General features: G+C 38.7%; 15 protein-coding genes. 2 read left to right on the forward strand and 13 right to left on the reverse strand.

Annotation, left to right across the window (positions count from 1 at the left end; translation table 11 throughout):
- Window positions 1-89: 89 nt before the first annotated feature.
- Window positions 90-938 (reverse strand): 3-hydroxyacyl-CoA dehydrogenase family protein, encoded by an 849-nt coding sequence (locus tag CUU64_RS21185; protein ID WP_257985624.1) that lies wholly within the window; start codon window positions 936-938, stop codon window positions 90-92.
- 174 nt (window positions 939-1,112) lie between these two features.
- On the opposite strand from CUU64_RS21185, the gene CUU64_RS21190 reads away from it, so the two are divergent.
- Window positions 1,113-2,018: a LysR family transcriptional regulator gene (locus tag CUU64_RS21190; protein ID WP_101635647.1), complete on the forward strand. Its 906-nt coding sequence runs from the start codon at window positions 1,113-1,115 to the stop codon at window positions 2,016-2,018.
- A 353-nt stretch (window positions 2,019-2,371) separates the two neighbouring features.
- On the opposite strand, the gene CUU64_RS21195 is transcribed toward CUU64_RS21190, so the two are convergent.
- The 5 genes from CUU64_RS21195 to CUU64_RS21215 form a co-directional block, all read right to left on the reverse strand.
- A complete protein-coding gene (locus CUU64_RS21195) occupies window positions 2,372-2,815 on the reverse strand; it encodes a hotdog family protein (protein WP_101635648.1) in 444 nt (147 codons plus the stop codon).
- A gap of 35 nt (window positions 2,816-2,850) precedes the next feature.
- Window positions 2,851-3,408: an FAS1-like dehydratase domain-containing protein gene (locus CUU64_RS21200; protein ID WP_101635649.1), complete on the reverse strand. Its 558-nt coding sequence runs from the start codon at window positions 3,406-3,408 to the stop codon at window positions 2,851-2,853.
- A gap of 67 nt (window positions 3,409-3,475) precedes the next feature.
- The gene (locus tag CUU64_RS21205; RefSeq protein ID WP_101635650.1) at window positions 3,476-5,098 is read right to left on the reverse strand and encodes a long-chain fatty acid--CoA ligase; all 1,623 of its coding nucleotides are present in this window, start codon (window positions 5,096-5,098) and stop codon (window positions 3,476-3,478) included.
- Between the two features lie 86 nt (window positions 5,099-5,184).
- Complete coding sequence (locus tag CUU64_RS21210; protein ID WP_101635651.1) at window positions 5,185-7,494, reverse strand: hydantoinase B/oxoprolinase family protein; 2,310 nt, start codon at window positions 7,492-7,494, stop codon at window positions 5,185-5,187.
- A gap of 29 nt (window positions 7,495-7,523) precedes the next feature.
- The gene (locus CUU64_RS21215; protein ID WP_180954707.1) at window positions 7,524-9,698 is read right to left on the reverse strand and encodes a hydantoinase/oxoprolinase family protein; all 2,175 of its coding nucleotides are present in this window, start codon (window positions 9,696-9,698) and stop codon (window positions 7,524-7,526) included.
- 816 nt (window positions 9,699-10,514) lie between these two features.
- Between CUU64_RS21215 and CUU64_RS21220 the strand changes: the two genes are divergently transcribed.
- Window positions 10,515-12,155, forward strand: a complete 1,641-nt coding sequence (locus CUU64_RS21220; protein ID WP_101635653.1) for an AMP-binding protein — start codon at window positions 10,515-10,517, stop codon at window positions 12,153-12,155.
- 642 nt (window positions 12,156-12,797) lie between these two features.
- Here the strand turns inward: CUU64_RS21220 and CUU64_RS21225 are convergent.
- The 7 genes from CUU64_RS21225 to CUU64_RS21255 all read right to left on the reverse strand — a co-directional run bounded on the left by CUU64_RS21225 (window position 12,798) and on the right by CUU64_RS21255 (window position 18,894).
- Window positions 12,798-13,118 carry a hypothetical protein gene (locus tag CUU64_RS21225; RefSeq protein ID WP_101635654.1) on the reverse strand — a complete coding sequence of 107 codons (321 nt, stop codon included), beginning with the start codon at window positions 13,116-13,118 and terminating at the stop codon, window positions 12,798-12,800.
- A 1,101-nt stretch (window positions 13,119-14,219) separates the two neighbouring features.
- Entirely contained in the window at window positions 14,220-14,549 is a 330-nt protein-coding gene (locus CUU64_RS22865) for a phage integrase SAM-like domain-containing protein (protein ID WP_257985625.1), read from the reverse strand.
- Window positions 14,550-14,741: 192 nt separating this feature from the next.
- The gene (locus CUU64_RS21235) at window positions 14,742-14,957 is read right to left on the reverse strand and encodes a YneF family protein (RefSeq protein ID WP_101635655.1); all 216 of its coding nucleotides are present in this window, start codon (window positions 14,955-14,957) and stop codon (window positions 14,742-14,744) included.
- Between the two features lie 86 nt (window positions 14,958-15,043).
- Complete coding sequence (gene sirA, locus CUU64_RS21240; protein ID WP_101635656.1) at window positions 15,044-15,484, reverse strand: sporulation inhibitor of replication protein SirA; 441 nt, start codon at window positions 15,482-15,484, stop codon at window positions 15,044-15,046.
- Between the two features lie 241 nt (window positions 15,485-15,725).
- Window positions 15,726-17,732, reverse strand: coding sequence for a transketolase (gene tkt / locus CUU64_RS21245; protein WP_101635657.1), 2,007 nt, complete (start codon window positions 17,730-17,732; stop codon window positions 15,726-15,728).
- Between the two features lie 200 nt (window positions 17,733-17,932).
- A complete protein-coding gene (locus CUU64_RS21250; protein WP_101635658.1) occupies window positions 17,933-18,169 on the reverse strand; it encodes a DUF896 domain-containing protein in 237 nt (78 codons plus the stop codon).
- A gap of 74 nt (window positions 18,170-18,243) precedes the next feature.
- Entirely contained in the window at window positions 18,244-18,894 is a 651-nt protein-coding gene (locus tag CUU64_RS21255) for a YneB family resolvase-like protein (RefSeq protein ID WP_101635696.1), read from the reverse strand.
- Window positions 18,895-18,909 lie beyond the last annotated feature (15 nt).

Here is an 18,909-nt window from a genome sequence, read left to right on the forward strand (position 1 = left end):
TCTTAGAATATGGTTGTAGATGGGGTTCAATATCAACTTGGACTTTTGTATGTGTTCCGTATCCACCTATATAGTCACTTTTAGAAGAATTATTTATACTCGTAGAACCCTCTTCCAGTCTTTTTGCCAAGATGACCAGCTTCCACCATTCTTTTTAATAAAGGACACGGACGATATTTGGAATCATTGTATCCTTGGTATAAACTTTCCAATGTATGCAATACAACATCAACTCCCACCATATCAGATAGTTTTAACGGTCCAATAGGATGGTTAGCACCGAGCATCATGCCCTTATCTATTTCTAATGGTTCATTTCCTTCCATAACGAGAAAAGCAGCTTCATTTAGCATCGGTACCAGTACTCTATTTACAGTGAATCCTGGATAATCTTTTGCTATAATAGTCTTTTTTCCCAATTGCTCTCCAAAAGCCTTTGCCCACTCTACAATATGTTTAGATGTATTAATCGACACTACAATTTCCAGCAGATTCATAATCGGAACAGGGCTGAAAAAGTGTAATCCTATCACCCGCTCTGGTCTCTTCGTAACCGAACTCATGGCTGCAATAGATAAGGAAGAAGTATTGCTTGCTATAATAGCTTCCGGCTTTAAAAGTTTATCTAATTTAACAAACAATTCTTTTTTTAAATCTAGTTTTTCAGGAATTGCTTCAATTACCAAATTGGCATTTTTCCCATCATTTAATTGAGTAGAGAAGGTAATTCGTTTTTTTATTTCCTCGACTTCTGTAACACCTTGCTTTTTTAAAGATTTCTCAATCCGTTTTTTTCCCTTTATGAGATCTTCTTCCGTCCTATCGACAACAACAACCTTAATCCCTGCCTGTGCAACTACTTGAGTTATACCAGCACCCATTAATCCACAACCTACAACTAAAACTTCCTTACACTGCTCTAATAATAATTGAGACACCGTGTCCCCTCCATATTAAATAGTTAGTCCAAACGGTTTTTTATGGTTAATAGCTCTTTTGTACATACAAAATAATTACCTTGTTAGAACTTAAGTAAGCGCTTAAAATAAAGAATACTAGCATGTTTGTAAATTTTACCTTGATGAATTTTCGGGCATAAAGGAGGGCATGATATGCATTTTGAACAACTAGAGTACATTCTAGAAGTTGCAAAAAAAGGAACTATTTCTAAAGCTGCTGAAACTTTACACGTATCACACTCTGCTATCAGCCAGGCGATTTCAAATCTTGAGTCTGAGCTAGGAATACCTATTTTTAAAAGATCGCGTTCAGGAAGTATTTGCACAGAGGAGGGAAAGAATGTTCTTAAATTATCCTACGATATCATGAATAAAGTCACAGAGCTTAAAGAATTAGGCCAGAAATCAAGTCTGATGAAGGGTAATTTATCAATATCCTCATCCCCAATTTTCTTCTCGACGGTGCTTCCTGAAGCTTTATATGCATTTAAACATGATAACCCCAATATACAAATTGAAATTAACGAAGACAGCACGGAAAATATTATTACATCGGTTAAAGACTATCAACTAGATTTAGGTTTCATTTTTGGGTCAGATGAAACGTTTAAAACTGTCTCTAAAGACTTGACATCCCGTTCGCTTTATCAACCAAAATTCAGGGTTTCTGTCAGTAAACATTCCCCTTTAGCTAATAAAGAAGTAATATATCCTGAAGAAATGCTCCAATATCCCTTAGTTATGCGAAACGAAAAATTCGCAAAGGAGATTTGGAAAAAAATATTCTCAACATATGGCAAAGGGAAAGTTCTTTTTTACTCTAACAATGATGATGTAATTAAAAACGTAATAGCAAATAACTTAGCAATCGGTTTTTCAACGGATATAATGAAACACGACCCTCTTGTTAAAAATGGAGAGATCATCATGATTCCCTATGTTGATAATAAGAATAACCCTATCCTTCACTTGATTTGCATACATGCAAAAAATAAATACCTGTCTACTATAGAAAAGGAATTTCTTAAATGTATAACCATGAAAATTAATACATATTAACGAATCATTAAGATATAGTCTAAATAAATACTTTTCATTTTTGAGGGCCAGCTCTACATTTGTTTTTGCAGGGAATGCGTGAAACAATTGTCATTTTTTAGAGATTAGTTAAAAATCTTATTTCTGATGTGACATCCCACGATGAAGAGCTACTATCTGTGAAACCGAAAGTTTAAGGTTCCTAAAATCGAAATTTTACTTTACTGTTCATAAAAAGCTAAACACTAAAAAAGAACGATCTAACTCTATCTTTCTCACTGTTCTCCTTTTTTGATAGTTAACAGTTACATATAAAAATTATTAGATCCTTTATATTTTAAAAGCAAACAAGAAATTTTTTAAAAATCAAGTCTTTACTGATTTCTCTTAGGTAGAGCAATAACAACTTGTCCAGGGCCTACTGAAATACCCTTTGAATTTTCAGACCATATCTCTAATTCTACAAAGGACTCATTATTTTCATGCCATTTCTTTTTGACAATACCTTTAGTCACAACCGTCTCTCCTACAGTATTAAAGACTTTCATACGGAATTCCTTTACACTTTTAATAGTACCCGAGAGACCGATAAACTCCCGGACCGTCCTTTCCCACATTCCGTAAAGGAAAATAATATTTGCGTACATATCAGGAGCACCCGTCTCTCTTGCATACTCTGAATTATGATGAATGGAATTAAAATCACGATTTGCACCGGCTGCCATAACCAGCCGGGAAACACTAAGCGGAAAATGTAATGATGGGATTTCTTCTCCTATATGAACGTCTTCCCAATAACGTTGCAGCTTGTTTTCCATATATATTGATTCCTTCCATTTTTGTATAATTTAATTTATTCATGTGGAAAATAATGATATGTCTCTAAACGGATTTTTGCGACGAGCTGTCCTTTTTGGTTTTGTATTTTTGTTTCCCAAATTTGAAATGCTCCTCGTCCGACTTTTGTTTCTTTCGGAACACAAGAAAGCAACACATCTCCGGCACGGCAAAGTCGATCTCCGATTATTACGGGTTTTATATAGTCAACCTCAACATTTGTTGCAAAGTAAAAAGGGGTTGGAGGTGCTAAATCAGTTTTTACTACCAATAACGGAAGTTCGGTAGCTGGAGCGTTTCTTTCGGCACTGGTGAATACATCCATTCCCGGTTTCCAGTAAGGGGGAATAATCCATGTAAATAGGCTGCTGTAAGGGGAAACAATATCGCTATAACCGTTTTCATTTGCAACAGCTTTATCATAGTGAAGAGCACAATCGAACTCAAGTGGTTCGAGAAATTGACGAATAGAACCGCGTTCAACATGGTCTGCGCCCCATAACTTCGTGTCCTCATTAAAATTTGTACCTACTGCTTGAATCAATGGTTTCCACTCTTCTTTCCAATCTTTCATCTGCTATATTCCTTTCTGTCTTTTCTTTCACGCTCATCCGTTCCACTTGCAGTACTATTTAACAAAATTAGCTTTGATTAGAAAGCCTGGTTTGGTTGACAATTTCCCTTAACAATTTTTTGTTGTATTTACCGTTTGCGTTCTTTGGAATTTCTTCTACGAACATAAATTGATCAGGTAACCACCATTTAGGAAACTTTGGAGTGAGCCATTCAATTAGTGCTTCTTCTACACGATGTGTTCCCTTTTGATTACTTTTTAACAGGATGCAAGCAATCGGTCGCTCTAACCACTTTTCATCGTTAACTGCAACGACACAAGCCTCTAAAACATCTGGATGAGCCATTAGTTCATTCTCCAATTGGACTGACGATATCCATTCTCCTCCACTCTTAATGACGTCTTTATCCCTGTCAACTATACGTATCGATCCATGTTTGTTTATAGTTGCAATATCCCCACTCTTCCACCATCCATCAGCAAAACCGGAGTCTGATCGTTTGTCATTATAATATTCACTTGCAATCCATGGACCGCGGACCAAAATTTCCCCCATATGTTCATCATCCCACGGGACTTCTTTTCCCAATTCGTCTACAATCTTCATTTCTAATCCAGGCAATAGCATTCCTTGTCTTGATCGAATTTCATTCTTTTGGTCATTACTTAGTCTCATTTGGTCTCGTCTAATATGAAAAAAGGTTACAATCGGAGAAGTTTCCGTCGCACCAAATCCTTGTACAACAGGGACTCCATGTCGTTGGTAATACTTATCAATTAAAACTTGTGGTATCGCTTGTCCTCCCAGCATAAGCTGACGCAAACTTGACAAGTTATATTTTTTTTCTTCTAGAATCGTCAACATATCAATTCCTAGTGTCACAGCACCAGCTGAAAATGTAACTTTCTCAGACTCAATTAATTTCAAAAGGTCTTCTGCTTTTGGTCGTGTACCAGGTAGTATTAACTTTGCCCCTGTAGCTATAGCAGCATAGGGTATGCCCCAAGCACATACATGAAACATAGGTACGATCGGTAAAATATGATCATGTTCGGAAATTCCCATTACATCTTTAAAGCATAGAGCGGATGCATGAAGATATATACTTCTGTGACTATAAACAACCCCCTTTGGAAGTCCAGTTGTAGCAGAGGTATAGCACATTGAGGCTGGTGAATTCTCATCAATTTCTTCAAAAGAGTAATTAGAATCCGCGATAGATAGAAGGTTTTCATAGCTAAAGACCGGAGAAAGACTAGTCTCAGGTAAAGTATAGTCCAATATTACATACGCTTTAATTTTAGGGAGTTGGTGAGCTATTGCTTCCATTATCGGTACTAAATCTTTATCTAAAAAGACAACCTGATCTTCAGCATGATTGATTGCATGAACAATTTCATTTTCACCATACCGAATATTTACTGTGTGCAATATCGCTCCATAACACGGAACTCCAAAATATAATTCGAGATGTCTATGATTATTCCATGCAAATGAAGCAATTTTGTCTCCTTTTTTTATACCTAACGATTTTAATACATTTCCTAGTTTCTGAACTCGTTCATTAAACTGTGCATAATTATATCGAAATAACGAATTATCCGGTTCTCTTGAGATAATTTCGTTTTCTGGAAAATACCGTGCAGATCTTTCTAAAAATGTTTTTAAATTCAATTGAAATGAATTCATTTTCTTCCTCCGTTTCTGCTAGGTACACATAATATTCCTAGCTTCCCTACCAAAACGAGGAAAGCTAGTCATATATTAATTTTCGTCTATAGTTGAATTTCAAATTCTATCGAATGTTCATCTTCAGTTCGCTTTACTTCTGTAGCTATCCTTGTTCCGCAGTTCGGACAAAAATATTGATAGAAAGACATGGCTTGGTCAATATACCTTTCTACATCAACAAAATGTTTGCCCGCTTCCTGAATTGTCCCTTTATAAATTAAGCAGCTTGCTTTAAAATCTTGAGTTCCGGTGGAAATCACTCCTCCGCAGCAACTACAGTTTACATTGATAGCTTCACTACCGTTTTTATTAACAAACATATAATCTCCTACTTGTATCGCATCCTTAGGAATATCCACATTTTTAGATAAGAGATCCTCCAAATTATGTGGGGCACTCTTTTGACATTGTTTAAATCGGCTCTTTCTCATTTCAAGACGTTTGTTTTTAGTAGCTTGCTCATCTATATATCCTGTTGATGTAAATTTAACACCATATGTCTGTTCCGCTGCTTCTTGAGAAATTATCCTGTTTTCCACATCTATACGGACCAATTCTGGGTCACGATCAAGTTCGTCTCCATACCCCGGACTCGATCCCCAATTCCATTCCACTATATCGGTCTCAGATAAATCGATAGGCATACCTTTTCCATTTGTTAACATTTCTTGCCCTTGAATTTCCTCTGTTGATGCTGGCATTTTCCCTTCACTGAATAATCTGCTAATATTGGAATTTTTAATAATTCGAGTCTCTCCACGGCTGCCCGGTAATCCTCCCTGTAAACCTACAGTTTTCGGAATTCCTTCAGATGAGTGCGTACCCAAAGTTACTTGCCCCTTGTAGGGAATATATGCTAATATCCCTCCATTACCTCCCCGAAAACGACCTGATCCTGCCGAATCTTGGTGTTCATTTCTATAAAGGTATAGTATAGGCCAATCTCTTTCACATGCTTCTATATTCGGTCCTTTTCCTTCTGGGACCCACCAAAGCCCGTTTGCAAATGAACCATCTCTATTAAGAGTTGCACCTGTTGTACCTATCATATGCTCTAGCATTGGTCCAACATAATAGTCCCCTCGTTGATTAATGCCATAATGTATATTTATATGCCATTGAGCTGGAGTAGGACTTAGTGCCATCTTTCTCACTTTAGGGTCTACGGAAGACATAATCATTTTACTGATAACTGAATTGGCCATCGATATCGCCAATTCATTTGAATAAATGCCCGCAGGGCTAACAGCGGCTCCATAATCTGGACACGTAAGTGTTCCAGGAGTAGGATCAAATTGCAAGTGAGGAATCGCTCCACCAATTGCACCCATTTGATCTGGAAGCAAAATAACATTTAGTGCTGATAAAATTGTACCTCTCCAACCGCAGAACGGAGCGTTGATTGCACCTACCTGAGGATCTGTTCCCTCGTTTTTAAAAATCAGCTTGTCTCCTTTTTTTGTGACAGAAAGCTCAACTTTATAAACCCCTCTGTCCCCTGTAAGTGCAACCTCCTGATAAACTCTTTCACTCCAAGTTCCATCAGGAATAGATTTCATAAAATCCATAAAAGCAGATTTACTGGCATTCATCATTTTTCTCATTGCGCCTTTTACTTTCTCCGGACCATATTTCTTTAACATTTCTAAGATACGGGCCTGAGAGGCGTGGCACCCTGCAATAGCTGCTCTCAAATCAAGTGCAAGATTATTTGGCGTTCTTGAAGCTCTTAAATAAATCGCTTCTAATTCAGGGTCAATTTTCCCCTCTTTAACAATCTTCATAGGGGGAAAGCTAGGGGGATCCGAAAAAACATCTGGAGCATTCTGACAAAAACTCCCTGGCATTATTCCTCCAATATCGTTTTGATGCATAACATTTGACACCCAACAAAAGACCTTACCCTCCCATACAACAGGTGCACATATCCCTACATCAGGCTGGTGGGGAGCACCAATCCATGGATCATTTTGCAAAAACATGTCGCCTTCATTGATACCTTTTTCTCCACGGTGCTCCAATACATACTGAATCATTAAATCCATTGCACCAGAAAAGTACTGGAGGTAAGGACCGAACAGAATAATGTCTCCTTCTTCTGTATGCAGGCTAGTTTGAAAATCCCTTGTTTCTAAGGTTATGGGGGAAACTGCCAAGTTTTCAATTACTTTTCCATGTTCTTGGTTTATGCCCCATAAGCTATGTCTAATAACTTCCAAAGTAATCGGATCAATTTCTTCTTCATACTCTTTGTGAAGCTTCACATTTGGAGAAATATTAAGAGGTTTAAACGGTATATAGGCATGTTCTTTGCCATTCCAGAATTCCTTTAATTGAGCAAGAGTTTTTTCCATACTTCAGTTCCCCTTTCTACTATTTGTACTTAAACAGATTCTTCAATGGCAGAAACAAGTTCATTGGCATGATTCTTTTTTTCTTTTTCTCCTAAGCTTAATATAAAATCGCCACGTTCTGTTTTTTGTACTTGTTGACCGTTATCGATAACAATTGATGTGCCGGGCAGATCGATAACAGCTGGCCCATCAACTATATTTCCACCTAACAACTTTGATCCATTATAAATTTGTGCTTTAACTGGAGATGTTCCTCCTAAATAGACCAATCTTTCTGGCTTCTTTGCTTCTTCTGAAGGAGTTGTTATTGAAACCGCTTCCATTTTTCGCTTTGGCTTCCACACACGCACTACAGGTTCAGACCGAATGGATTCTATTTCCAACTGAGCCCCCGGAAGAATAGATGCAGAGCCATATCGCTCTTTGTACATAGACGTAAAATCGTTTATAACCTTTTTCATTGTTTCTTCATTGAAAGTTTGAGCATATATTGGAACTTCTAACGAATGCTTTTGCCAATTAAACCGCATCCGAACATACCGTTTAAACTCAATTTTTGTATCTTCTCCTACTTCTTTGTAGACTAAATCTTTAGAACTGTTCTCTACATCAACAAATAGGGTTTCCAATTCTTCGGCATTAAAAGGCGAAAGGAGTACGACCTCTTTTTCAGTCTCATAACGAATGTCACTAATTGATATACCGAATGCCGACCACACCGAAGATATTTCACCCGGGATAATAACCGTGCTAATACCGAGATCTTCTGCATAGGAAGCCGCATGTACTGGACCTGCTCCCCCGTATGAAACAACAACAAAGTCTCGTGGATCTAATCCATGCCCTATTACTTCGTTTTCAATCAGATTTGCCATTTTTGCATTTGCTACGTCTACAATTCCTTTTGCGGCTTCCATGGTACTTATTCCAAGTGTTGCAGCAAGTTTCGAAATAGCTTTCTCAGCTAACTCTTTGTTTAGACGAAGTCCCCGTCCTGCACCGGTGCCGAATACTGTCTCAGGGTCGATATATCCTAGTAGTAAATCAGCATCTGTTACTGTCGGTTCTTCGCCGCCCAACCCATAACAAGCCGGACCAGGATTAGCTTTAGCACTCTGGGGTCCAACGCGAAGCCCGCCACTATAAGAATCAACCCATGCGATACTTCCTCCACCAGCACCAATGGATTGAATTTGTACATTAGGAGCATTATAGAAGAATTTATCCACTATAGCCTGGTCAGAAGTCAATGGATCTCCGTTTACAATCAAGCCCACATCAAAAGTTGTTCCACCCATATCAGTACCAATAATGTTTTTATACCCTAATTCATCTGCTAAACTTTCGCATCCCATAATCCCCCCGACAGGGCCAGACCCAATGGTTAATACTGGGGCTAGACGGCTGCGGATAGCGGGGAACATGCCGCCATGACACTGCATGATAAGAAAAGATGCATCAGACCCCCTTGAATGAATCCCCTTTTGGATCTTTTCAAGATATTTGCTCGTTGTTGGGCCTACATAGGCATTAATTACTGCTGCAACTGTTCTTTCATATTCTCCAAGTGTTTGAGAGACTTCATGTCCGCAAGTCACAAATAAATCAGGAGCCATTTCTTGAATAATTTCTTTTGCTCTTAATTCATGTGAAGGATTTTTAATACTCCAAAGAAATGATATTGAAACCGCTTCCACTTTTGAATTTATTAAATCTTGTACAGCTTCCCGAATCTCTTGTTCATTGAGTTCTACTACAACATCGCCATTACTATCCATTCGTTCTGAAATACCTTTTATTTGCTGACGACTTACTAGTGGGTCTGGCTTTGGTATCTCAACAACTTTTAGAATATTTTCAGGTGATTCCCCAGCTACACGACCTAAGCCCCGCATCATAATAATCGTATCTTCATGTCCCTTCGTGGTGATTAGTCCCACTCGCGAACCATTTCTTTCTGCAACAATATTAGTTGCTATCGTAGAACCATGTGAAATCCTCGACAGCCTTTCAAATACCTCTTGTGTAGAAAGCCCCATTTGTTCCCCAGCAGCTTCTATACTATTAAAAAAACCCGATTCAAATCCATCTTTATATGATGTAAGTGCTTTACCATAAACTACATTTCCGTCTATATCCAATAAAACACAATCAGTAAATGTACCCCCAATATCTACACCACAAACGAGTTCAGTTCTTGTCATGTTTTCTACTCCCTTCATTAATTGAATTCATCTTTAATTTTTCAACTTTAATGACAACATTCAATCAATGTGTTTTTTGTGCGCAAAAAAAATGGTTAATGCAATTATTTCTTTACCCTCCTTAAATATCTAAAATTTCAGAATTTTTAAATTGCAATTTAAGTATATTTAACCATTTTATAAAGGTAAAGTTAACAGTTTCAACATTTGTGTAAATGATACTTACATTAAATAATTACACGAAACAGTAATCGAACAATAGAATAGATAATCTTGTTACTGTCTTGATGCGCTCCATTCCTGGTCCTATCAGTTGATGGCCATGTCTAAATCCTACTTCCATCCTGGTATTCTAATTTTTCTATTTATGAATGCATTATATTTATTCTGCTGAACCCCATTAAAAAAATTGAGCTGACTACCATATTTTCAAAAACACTTAAAATTCATATTATTGGCAATAATCTTAATAATTTAATAGTATTAATGTATACAGTGAATAATATTAGAATTGAAATGACCGTCTCGCCCCACCTCCTCTTAATGCTCAGTAATTTTGGCGTTATTGTTTCGTAATACGCCTAAAAGACTGTAATGCCTATCTCTATCAAACTAGTCAACCTCTAGACCTTTACTAATTGGAGCCTGGTCAATATAAACTTTGAATATTTATATTTTCAAATAAACAAAAACAATTTTCTTAGAAAGGGGTATCCTCCAGGTTCCTATATCCCTTATTTGCTACATATTGGTCATACAAACCCCTAAAAATATGATCATTACCAACTTTACTCAAAAGAAAGAGAGGCGGATACCATGCCAGAGAATGTATCAGAGCAAGTAGGAAATTTGCTCAATGAATATGACCGAGCAGTACCTTCAGTTGCTTATTTACTCTGTGATCGTCATGACCAGGACAAAGTAGCACTGCGTTATGAAAATGTGACGGGTGAAAAGAGAGCGTATACATATAGGCAGTTACATGAACTTTCCAGGAAATTCGCCAGCGTGCTTCAGGACCTTGGGGTTGAGAAAGGCCATCGAGTGGCAATTCTGTTGCCAAAAGGGCCTGAGATTCTGATTTCAGTTCTTGCTGTCTGGAGACTCGGAGCGGTTCATGTACCACTGTTTACCGCATTTGGCCCAAAGGCTATCTCCCATCGAGTCGAAAACAGTGGTGCATGTGTCGTAATTACCGATTCGGTCAATCGTAAAAAATTAAATGGAACGACAAAGGAGACTGAAGCGGTTGACACATCCAAGATTCGTGTAATTACGATCCCGTCATTGTCTAATGAACGGATAGATTCTTCTGACATCGAATTTTGGAGTGCGATCGAACAAGCAATGCCCATTTTGGAAAACACAGAGGTTACGGGAGAAGATTTGTTTATCTTGCTCTATACTTCTGGTACGACTGGCTATCCCAAAGGTGTGGAAGTTCCAATCCGTGCATTGGCGGCGTTTGAAGGGTATATGCGATTTGGGCTCGATCTCAGAAAAGAGGATATATATTGGAACATTGCAGATCCCGGATGGGCCTATGGCCTATATTATGGTGTCGTTGGTCCCCTACTTCTTGGTCAGACATTTATTATGGTTAATGCACCCTTTAGCGTTGAAGAAGCTTATCGCTTTCTCGAAGAATATCAGGTCACAAACTTCGCAGCTGCTCCAACCGTCTACCGATCGATGCGGGCAAATGGTGTACCGCATGGACTTAAGGATAAATTGGGATTGCGCATTCTTTCCAGTGCTGGAGAGCCTTTGAATCCAGATGTCAGCACCTGGGCAGAAGTGCAGTTAGGTGTGCCGGTTTACGACCACTATGGACAAACCGAACAAGGCATGGTTGTCAACAACCATCACTTCCCTGCGCTGCAGCGTCCTCTGAAAGCTGGATCTATGGGTCAATCCATGCCAGGCTTCCGAGTTGTGGTTGTGAACGAAGAGGGTACTGAATTGCCTCCTGGTGTTGAAGGTCAGTTAGTCATCGATACGGAGAGTTCTCCTTTGTTTTGGTTCCGCGGCTACTATCATGATAAGGAACGGACTGAAGAGCGTTTTGTGACCGGATCGCGCTATTACATGACCGGTGACGCAGGGAGCCGAGACGAGGATAACTTTCTTTACTTTTCCGGCCGATCGGACGATATTATTTCCAGTTCAGGATACCGGATTGGACCTTTTGAGGTGGAGAGTGCCTTGATGGGCCATGACGCTGTTGCGGAAGCCGCGGTTATCGGGGTTCCTGATGAAAGACGTGGAGAAATCGTGAAAGCGTTTGTCGTCCTTCGGCCAGGTTTCGTACCAAGTGAAGAATTGAGCATGGAATTAAGTCAGTTTGTCAAAGGAAATCTGTCTGCACATACGTATCCGCGTGAAATCGAGTTCATCGATGCGCTCCCAAAAACGCCGAGCGGTAAGATACAGCGTTTTCTGCTACGGAGCCCTTAAGCAACTTTTATGGTTATGATGTTGACACTAGGAATACTCTTTCGAAAATGATATTAGCGGTCATTATATACCGGAAATAGGAATATAGGATGCAAGAGGCATCCCTACAAGGGTGGACACTCCCGTCAACTGGAAACATACCTGGGGCACTCCACCCCAACCTATTCCACCATCTTGCAACGTAGAGTAGAAAACAGGAATTAGATATTGCCTTCTTGTCTTCGGGTTTCAGGGTGTTCCACCTATAAGCCGGACAGGAGGGCAGTTCGTTTTCCTGTTTCCCCTCATCAAACCGTCCATTATTTCTGCCTCATACGGCTTTCCGACATATGTAATGATCTCTTTGACTTCGTCATATAATTTCTGATAGTTATATTGAGTCTTCGTAAGGTTGCACCAATAAAATTTTCAAGACTACAACTCCTCTATTGTAATATGCTCCACGTTTTGCATACCTAAATGGGACTTATATGTCTCTATATATGATACCATTGCTTTTGAGGCTACCATCCAACCAAAATGTTTGAACTTCGTTAAATTCAACTCCTTGACTTGTTTATCCCTAATATAAGAGCGGAAAATGGATAGCATCACTTTTTAAACGTACCGACATTTCGATTAAGAAACCGATAAAGCCTCCTCCTATATAAAAACCAGCAGGCATATCAATTTCGGTTTGTAATAATATTGACTGTCTTTTTGCACTTCTTTTTGCTGAAATGTTACAGCTTCATATGTGAAATGCTTTGAAGGCATATATATTCCATCTAAATGGAAGGCCCATTTAAAGTAATCAGGCGTGCGATCATTATCAATTTGTAGTTTTGTTTGAGCCAGAACATTAAATAATTTCTCAGCTACATCAATGGAGCCTTTCTCCCCGCCATAGCCTTTTATTCGAACCTTTTTGTCCGAACTTATACTCAAAACCATTTGATCAAAAGTCGGAATTCCTACTAACATGCATGCATCAAAAAGAAAGAGTGGTCGTTCCCCCATAATACGTTGATGGTTCTCACAATTTCCATGGCACGTCTATATGTATCATTTTCTTTTGCTGCAGATGCATTATTAACTACTATAAAATTATAATAACAAGGTGAAAGTTTAAGATTCCGGATACTGCCTAATTGATTTTTTTAAGTGGTTGTTGATCCTTTGATTGCGAATGCTGCAAAGGGATCATACTTATGGTCAACCAACGGAATATTTAAGACCTTTTGCACATCAAGTCCCGATACATTTAATAACCAAATTACATCATATCTTGGTGTATACAAACCTTTTAGTTGTTCAAATTTATATTCTTCCTTTACTTCAAAACCAAGCCACTTCCCTATTCTTAGTAATTTTGATTGAATTATATCAGTAGAAAATTTTTCATTTTAACCCTCCAATGGTAGTTACTATATATCAATTTCTGCATAAGTGAAAAATTTTACATTAAAATAGGTGTGAATGTTTTCATTATAAATTTACGTTACATACTTCTAACCCACAACATAGGAAAACAATATATGAAAAAGCGGTAAACCGAAGTCAAGGGTTTACTGTAAGAAGTAAAGAATTTGCATACTAATTACAATCAGGGGTATAAGTACTTAGGGTTAAACGCTTAAAATATCCGCTGAATATAGTCTAATCAGTAACTTCTATCTGCAAGAATTTATTTTCCAGCTGATTGGATCGTAGGTAGTTTTCTAAGTTCATTAAAAATTTCACTCTGTATTGTCTCGGATGAGGTTACACGTAATAATGCTACACATTTTCCAACCGCATGCTTTATTTCCCAATATTTCCTCATGGATTTTCCAAATGAATGGCTTGTCCACATTCGTTCGTATTTAATTAGGATCTTCTTTAGTGCTGGGCTAATAAATACAATTCGTTCTTTATTCCCTTTTCCATTAACAAAGATTTTTTCCGCTGTTAAGTTTTAAATTTCCATAGCCCTTAAGCCATAATCAGCAAGTTCTGCAATAATAGCCATATTCCTTAGTTCCATGTAATTCTTACTCGAGAAGGAATGAATCATTTCACATACTTGTTCATTGGTAAATCCTTTTAAAACCTTATTAGGCGCCTTTGATGTTTCCACTTTTTTGCTATATTTTCCTTTATATATTCTTTCTTTTCGCACCAACTGAAAAATGCAGCGATAATTTTCCACATTGAAACAATACCTTCAAGTTTTAATCCAGATTTTTGTTTAAGCCTTATGTAAGCTTTTAAATCATGAACCGAAATACTCTCTAATTCACGAATACCTCTTTTTTCCTGAAGAAATTCTTTTATCTGTTTTATTTCCTGTCGTTTATTTTTCATGATTTTGGGTGTGAAACCTTTGTCCATACAGTGATAAAAATATTCTTCAATTGTTTCTTCTAATTGCATAAAAAAACCACCCTCCTGTTAATCTTTCAACAGTAAGAGTGGTAAAGTTGATGACAAAAGAAAACTTAAGCAAAATTGACGAAAATAATGAGAAAGGATTAACCCCAGGTAGTTGTTTTCGTTAACTATCTTCACCAATTACGCACCAAACAAACGCTGGAACCCTCGCCCTGTCTGGCTTCAAGGGTTGTCCTACTTCATACCCTGTTTGTTCATTGCACTCATCATTTGGTTAATTTTCTTTTGCGAAGGCTTCATGCCCATTTGCATCATCATCATTTTTAACATTTGCTCATTAATTGGCGGATTTTTCTTTAGGTAGCTCATCATATAGCGGCGAGCAATGAAAAATCCTAGTGCTATTCCGGCTAATAACGCCAAAATACCGACTAGAATATAACCCCACATATAATTTCCTCCTATCATGTTGTCTATCATACAGTGTACTAGACCAAGGGTTATTATACAATAACAAGGCTTAAAATATCGCCTTTTTAGACAAATTTTCTTTCTTTTACAGGCTTAAGCCACCCATACCGATGATTTTCAAGATCAATGGCCAGAAAACCTGATTCATATTTCCGGATACACTCAAAAAAGGATGTTTCAGCTTCGAAGTTACCGTCAGCCTGCAATGCAAGAAATTCGTTGCCTAATTTAAGTACTGCTTTGCTCTTTCCAGTCCTCTTTTCTAAATAATATATCCCATCCTTATATAAAAATTCCTTATTTCGAATTGATAATTTTTCTAATATATTTTTTAAAGCAGCTACAGGAATGGACCTAGTGATATATTCGATTTGTTTGTGCAGAATACTCTTTTGTCTGCCGGATGAATTAGTATACTCCAAAAACAAATTGAAAAATAAACGCTCTCTTCCATAAAAATGGTGAGCAAATTCATCCTCAATCAGATAGATTCGGTAATTCCTCATTCCAACCGCCTCCAAACACTCCTTTTTGCTATTATATATGTCAAAAATAAAAAGATATGTTGTTTGATGGTGAAAATTAAATCTTCTTTTGTCGAATGAATAGTTTTCTGAAAATACTGTATGTTTTTACTATATTCTATTTGTTGTTGTATGTAAAATAATAACTATTGATGGAAAACTGATAAATTTTTAAAGGAAATAAAAAGAAACCTGTCCGAGCATAGACAGGTCCCTAGTGATATTATTTTCCAAGCATTGTTTTAACACGAGCAACAACATTTTCAACTGTAAAGCCGAATTCCTGCATGATCCTTCCTCCCGGTGCTGAAGCTCCGAAATGGTTGATCGCTAGAATTTCACCTTCATCTCCTGTATAACGATCCCAACCAAGCGGTGCTGCCATTTCAATGGCAAGACGCTTTTTGACAGCAGGACTGATAACGCTCTGCTTGTATTCTTTAGTCTGCTCTTCAAATCGGTCCCATGAAGGCATACTAACAACGGCTACATCAATCCCTTCTGATGCCAACGCCTTTTGTGCATCTACTGCGAGATTTACTTCTGAACCGCTCGCAAGAAGTAAGGCATCAGCCTGCTCCTTGCCAGCTGGCGACACAACGTATGCCCCTTTTGAAATACCATCATATGCCAGCTTTGCCGTATTTGGAAGTGTAGGCAGATTTTGGCGTGTTAACACAAGCGTAGTTGGTTTGTTCTTTGATTCAAGCGCGACCTTCCAAGCAGCGGCAACTTCATTTCCATCAGCCGGACGTATGACGCCAAGCTTCGGCATAGCACGCAATGCTGGCAATTGTTCAATTGGCTCATGAGTTGGCCCGTCTTCTCCAACCGCTATACTGTCATGTGTAAAAACATATGTGACTGGAAGGCCCATTAATGCGGCCAAACGGATCGCGGGGCGAAGGTAATCCGAGAATACAAAGAATGTTCCTCCGAATACTTGGATACCGCCATGTAGAGCCATACCGTTTAATGCCGCACCCATTGCGAACTCACGTACCCCAAACCAAATATTTCTGCCTTCGTATTCACCAGGCATATAATCCGCCTGGCCTTTGATCATCGTATTATTGGAGCCCGCCAGGTCAGCAGATCCGCCAATAAAGGTAGGAAGGTTCTTAGCGATCGCGTTTAATACCTCACCGCTGGAAGCACGTGAAGCAAGGCTCTTTCCTTCTTCATATACTGGGATATCTTTGTCCCATCCTGAAGGAAGTTCCCCCTTCATTGCACTTTCAAGCTGAGCCCCTAGCTCCGGATAGGCTTTCTTGTACTGAGCAAACAAGTTGTTCCAGTCTTCTTCTTTGCTTAATCCCGCTTGAACACAAGACTCTTCAAAATGCTTGTACACCTCATCAGGTACATGGAAATCCTTTTCAAACGTCCACTTGTAAGCATCCTTTGTTAGCTTTAATTCATCTTCACCCAGCGGTGCACCATGTACGGAAGAAGTTCCTGCCCTATTCGGAGAACCGTAGCCAATGATTGTCTTTACCTCAATCAAAGTAGGCCGTGTTTCATCGCTTTTCGCTTCTTTAATTGCATTCGCAATTTCCTGCAAATCATTTCCGTCATTTACACGGATGTATTGCCAGCCGTAAGCTTTAAAACGATTTTCAACACTTTCACTGAAAGACTTATCAAGGTCGCCATCCAATGAAATATCATTCGAGTCATATAAAACAACCAATCTGCCAAGCTTAAGATGGCCCGCTAAAGAAGCTGCCTCAGCAGAAACACCCTCCATTAAATCCCCATCTCCGCAAACACTGTATGTATAGTGGTCTACAACATTAAAAGATTCACGATTATAAGTCGCTGCCAAATGCCTTTCGGCCATTGCCATTCCGACTGCCATCGCAATACCTTGGCCAAGTGGACCCGTAGTTGCATCTACGCCAGCTGTATGGCCGTATTCCGGGTGGCCAGGCGTTTTGCTGCCCCATTGGCGGAAATTCTTTATATCATCCATGGATAAATCATACCCGGATAAATGAAGTAAGCTGTAAAGAAGCATAGAACCATGTCCGGCAGAAAGAACAAAACGGTCCCTGTTAAACCATTCAGGATTTTTTGGGTTATGGTTCATAAATTGTGTCCATAATGTATAAGCCATCGGAGCAGCACCCATCGGCATGCCTGGATGACCTGATTTTGCTTTCTCAATCGCGTCGATGGACAAAGTACGAATGGTACTGATCGATAGCGCATCAATCTTTTCTAACATGAAAAAACATCCCTTCTTTGATAATCACTCTTATATATTATAGTTACCTCTTTATAAAGACAACTAAAATTCTTCAGTTAAGACCATGAGTTTACATAGTTTTCCCACAATTATTGTTTTATCAATATTAGTGCCCTCTTATTATCATTCGCAAAAAAAGAGAATACATACGAATCGATGTATTCCCTGTGAAAGCCTCCTTAGTGGAGCTTTTTCTTTTTTTCCCTTATATCCTTTATCTTTTGCGGAGTGACATCGTTACCCTCCGGGTCAATTATCGTTACACCTTCCAATGTATTGGCCATCGAATTCCTAAAAGATTGTAGATATTCGCTTCTAAGTTTTGTTTGTTCCTTTGCCTCTTCTTCTGACAATCCGGTTTCTCTGGATTTTTTAGATAACTCGTTAATACGAGCGATTTTTTCTTTGGACAGCATCTTTCGGCTCCTTTTTTAGTGATGGTGATACTGCCCATCTTATAAAAAATATTGCTAAAAGACAAGTTACAAGGTTAGACGTCTTCCTGCCCATTTTGGTATTCCAAATATCTTCTGTGAACAGTAGCCTTGGAAATTTTATATCCAAATCCTCTTAAGGTGGCAGCTACCTCTTCAAATGTAAGCCCATTTTCCCTTAGTCTAACAATTTCCGCAACCGGTACTTCCTTTCGTTCCCGTCCACCAATATTTCCACGGTTAGCCAGATTTTTTTGAGGCTTGTACCCGTTTTCCACAGCACGCAGCATGCCTCTCTTGATTTTCAAGTTATGCAGCTTTCTTTGGTATTCTTCTACGATGCTGATGATGTTTAGTACCATACTGTCTGAGTCAGATAACTCGATTTCTCCGGAATGTGAAAGAGAATAGATCCTGACTCCTTCTTTAAGGATCACATGAAAGAGGGCAATCTTGGCATTTCCCCTGCCAAGCCTGGTTTCATCCTGGACTAAAAGAGCGGTTGCTTGTTTATTTCTTACCAGTTCAAGCATTCTAAAAATGCCGTCCCTATCCAATTCATAACCGCTTGCTTGTTCCTTTATAACTTCGACTACTTCAAAATCCAGCCTCGCAGCAAGTTCCCTCAGCTCCTCCTCCTGCCTTAAGAGTGAAGTTTCCTGAGAGGCTTTTTCTGTGCTTACTCGGCAGTAAATAATTGCTTTCATTGATTTTTCAAATCC

Origin of the sequence: Bacillus sp. V5-8f (assembly GCF_002863565.1) — a bacterium.
Lineage (GTDB): Bacteria > Bacillota > Bacilli > Bacillales > DSM-1321 > Peribacillus.

Excerpts from the sequence above, each read along its gene's own strand:
- CUU64_RS21250 (WP_101635658.1), bottom strand. The coding sequence starts at position 18,169 with ATGCTGTCCAAAGAAAAAATCGCTCGTATTAACGAGTTATCTAAAAAA.
- CUU64_RS21225 (WP_101635654.1), bottom strand. The coding sequence starts at position 13,118 with ATGTTAGTAGGAATTCCGACTTTTGATCAAATGGTTTTGAGTATAAGT.
- tkt (WP_101635657.1), bottom strand. The coding sequence starts at position 17,732 with ATGTTAGAAAAGATTGATGCGCTATCGATCAGTACCATTCGTACTTTG.
- CUU64_RS21235 (WP_101635655.1), bottom strand. The coding sequence starts at position 14,957 with ATGTGGGGTTATATTCTAGTCGGTATTTTGGCGTTATTAGCCGGAATA.
- CUU64_RS21190 (WP_101635647.1), top strand. The coding sequence starts at position 1,113 with ATGCATTTTGAACAACTAGAGTACATTCTAGAAGTTGCAAAAAAAGGA.
- CUU64_RS21200 (WP_101635649.1), bottom strand. The coding sequence starts at position 3,408 with ATGAAAGATTGGAAAGAAGAGTGGAAACCATTGATTCAAGCAGTAGGT.
- CUU64_RS21210 (WP_101635651.1), bottom strand. The coding sequence starts at position 7,494 with ATGGAAAAAACTCTTGCTCAATTAAAGGAATTCTGGAATGGCAAAGAA.
- CUU64_RS21205 (WP_101635650.1), bottom strand. The coding sequence starts at position 5,098 with ATGAATTCATTTCAATTGAATTTAAAAACATTTTTAGAAAGATCTGCA.
- CUU64_RS21255 (WP_101635696.1), bottom strand. The coding sequence starts at position 18,894 with ATGAAAGCAATTATTTACTGCCGAGTAAGCACAGAAAAAGCCTCTCAG.
- CUU64_RS21220 (WP_101635653.1), top strand. The coding sequence starts at position 10,515 with ATGCCAGAGAATGTATCAGAGCAAGTAGGAAATTTGCTCAATGAATAT.
- sirA (WP_101635656.1), bottom strand. The coding sequence starts at position 15,484 with ATGAGGAATTACCGAATCTATCTGATTGAGGATGAATTTGCTCACCAT.
- CUU64_RS21195 (WP_101635648.1), bottom strand. The coding sequence starts at position 2,815 with ATGGAAAACAAGCTGCAACGTTATTGGGAAGACGTTCATATAGGAGAA.
- CUU64_RS21215 (WP_180954707.1), bottom strand. The coding sequence starts at position 9,698 with ATGACAAGAACTGAACTCGTTTGTGGTGTAGATATTGGGGGTACATTT.
- CUU64_RS22865 (WP_257985625.1), bottom strand. The coding sequence starts at position 14,549 with ATGCAATTAGAAGAAACAATTGAAGAATATTTTTATCACTGTATGGAC.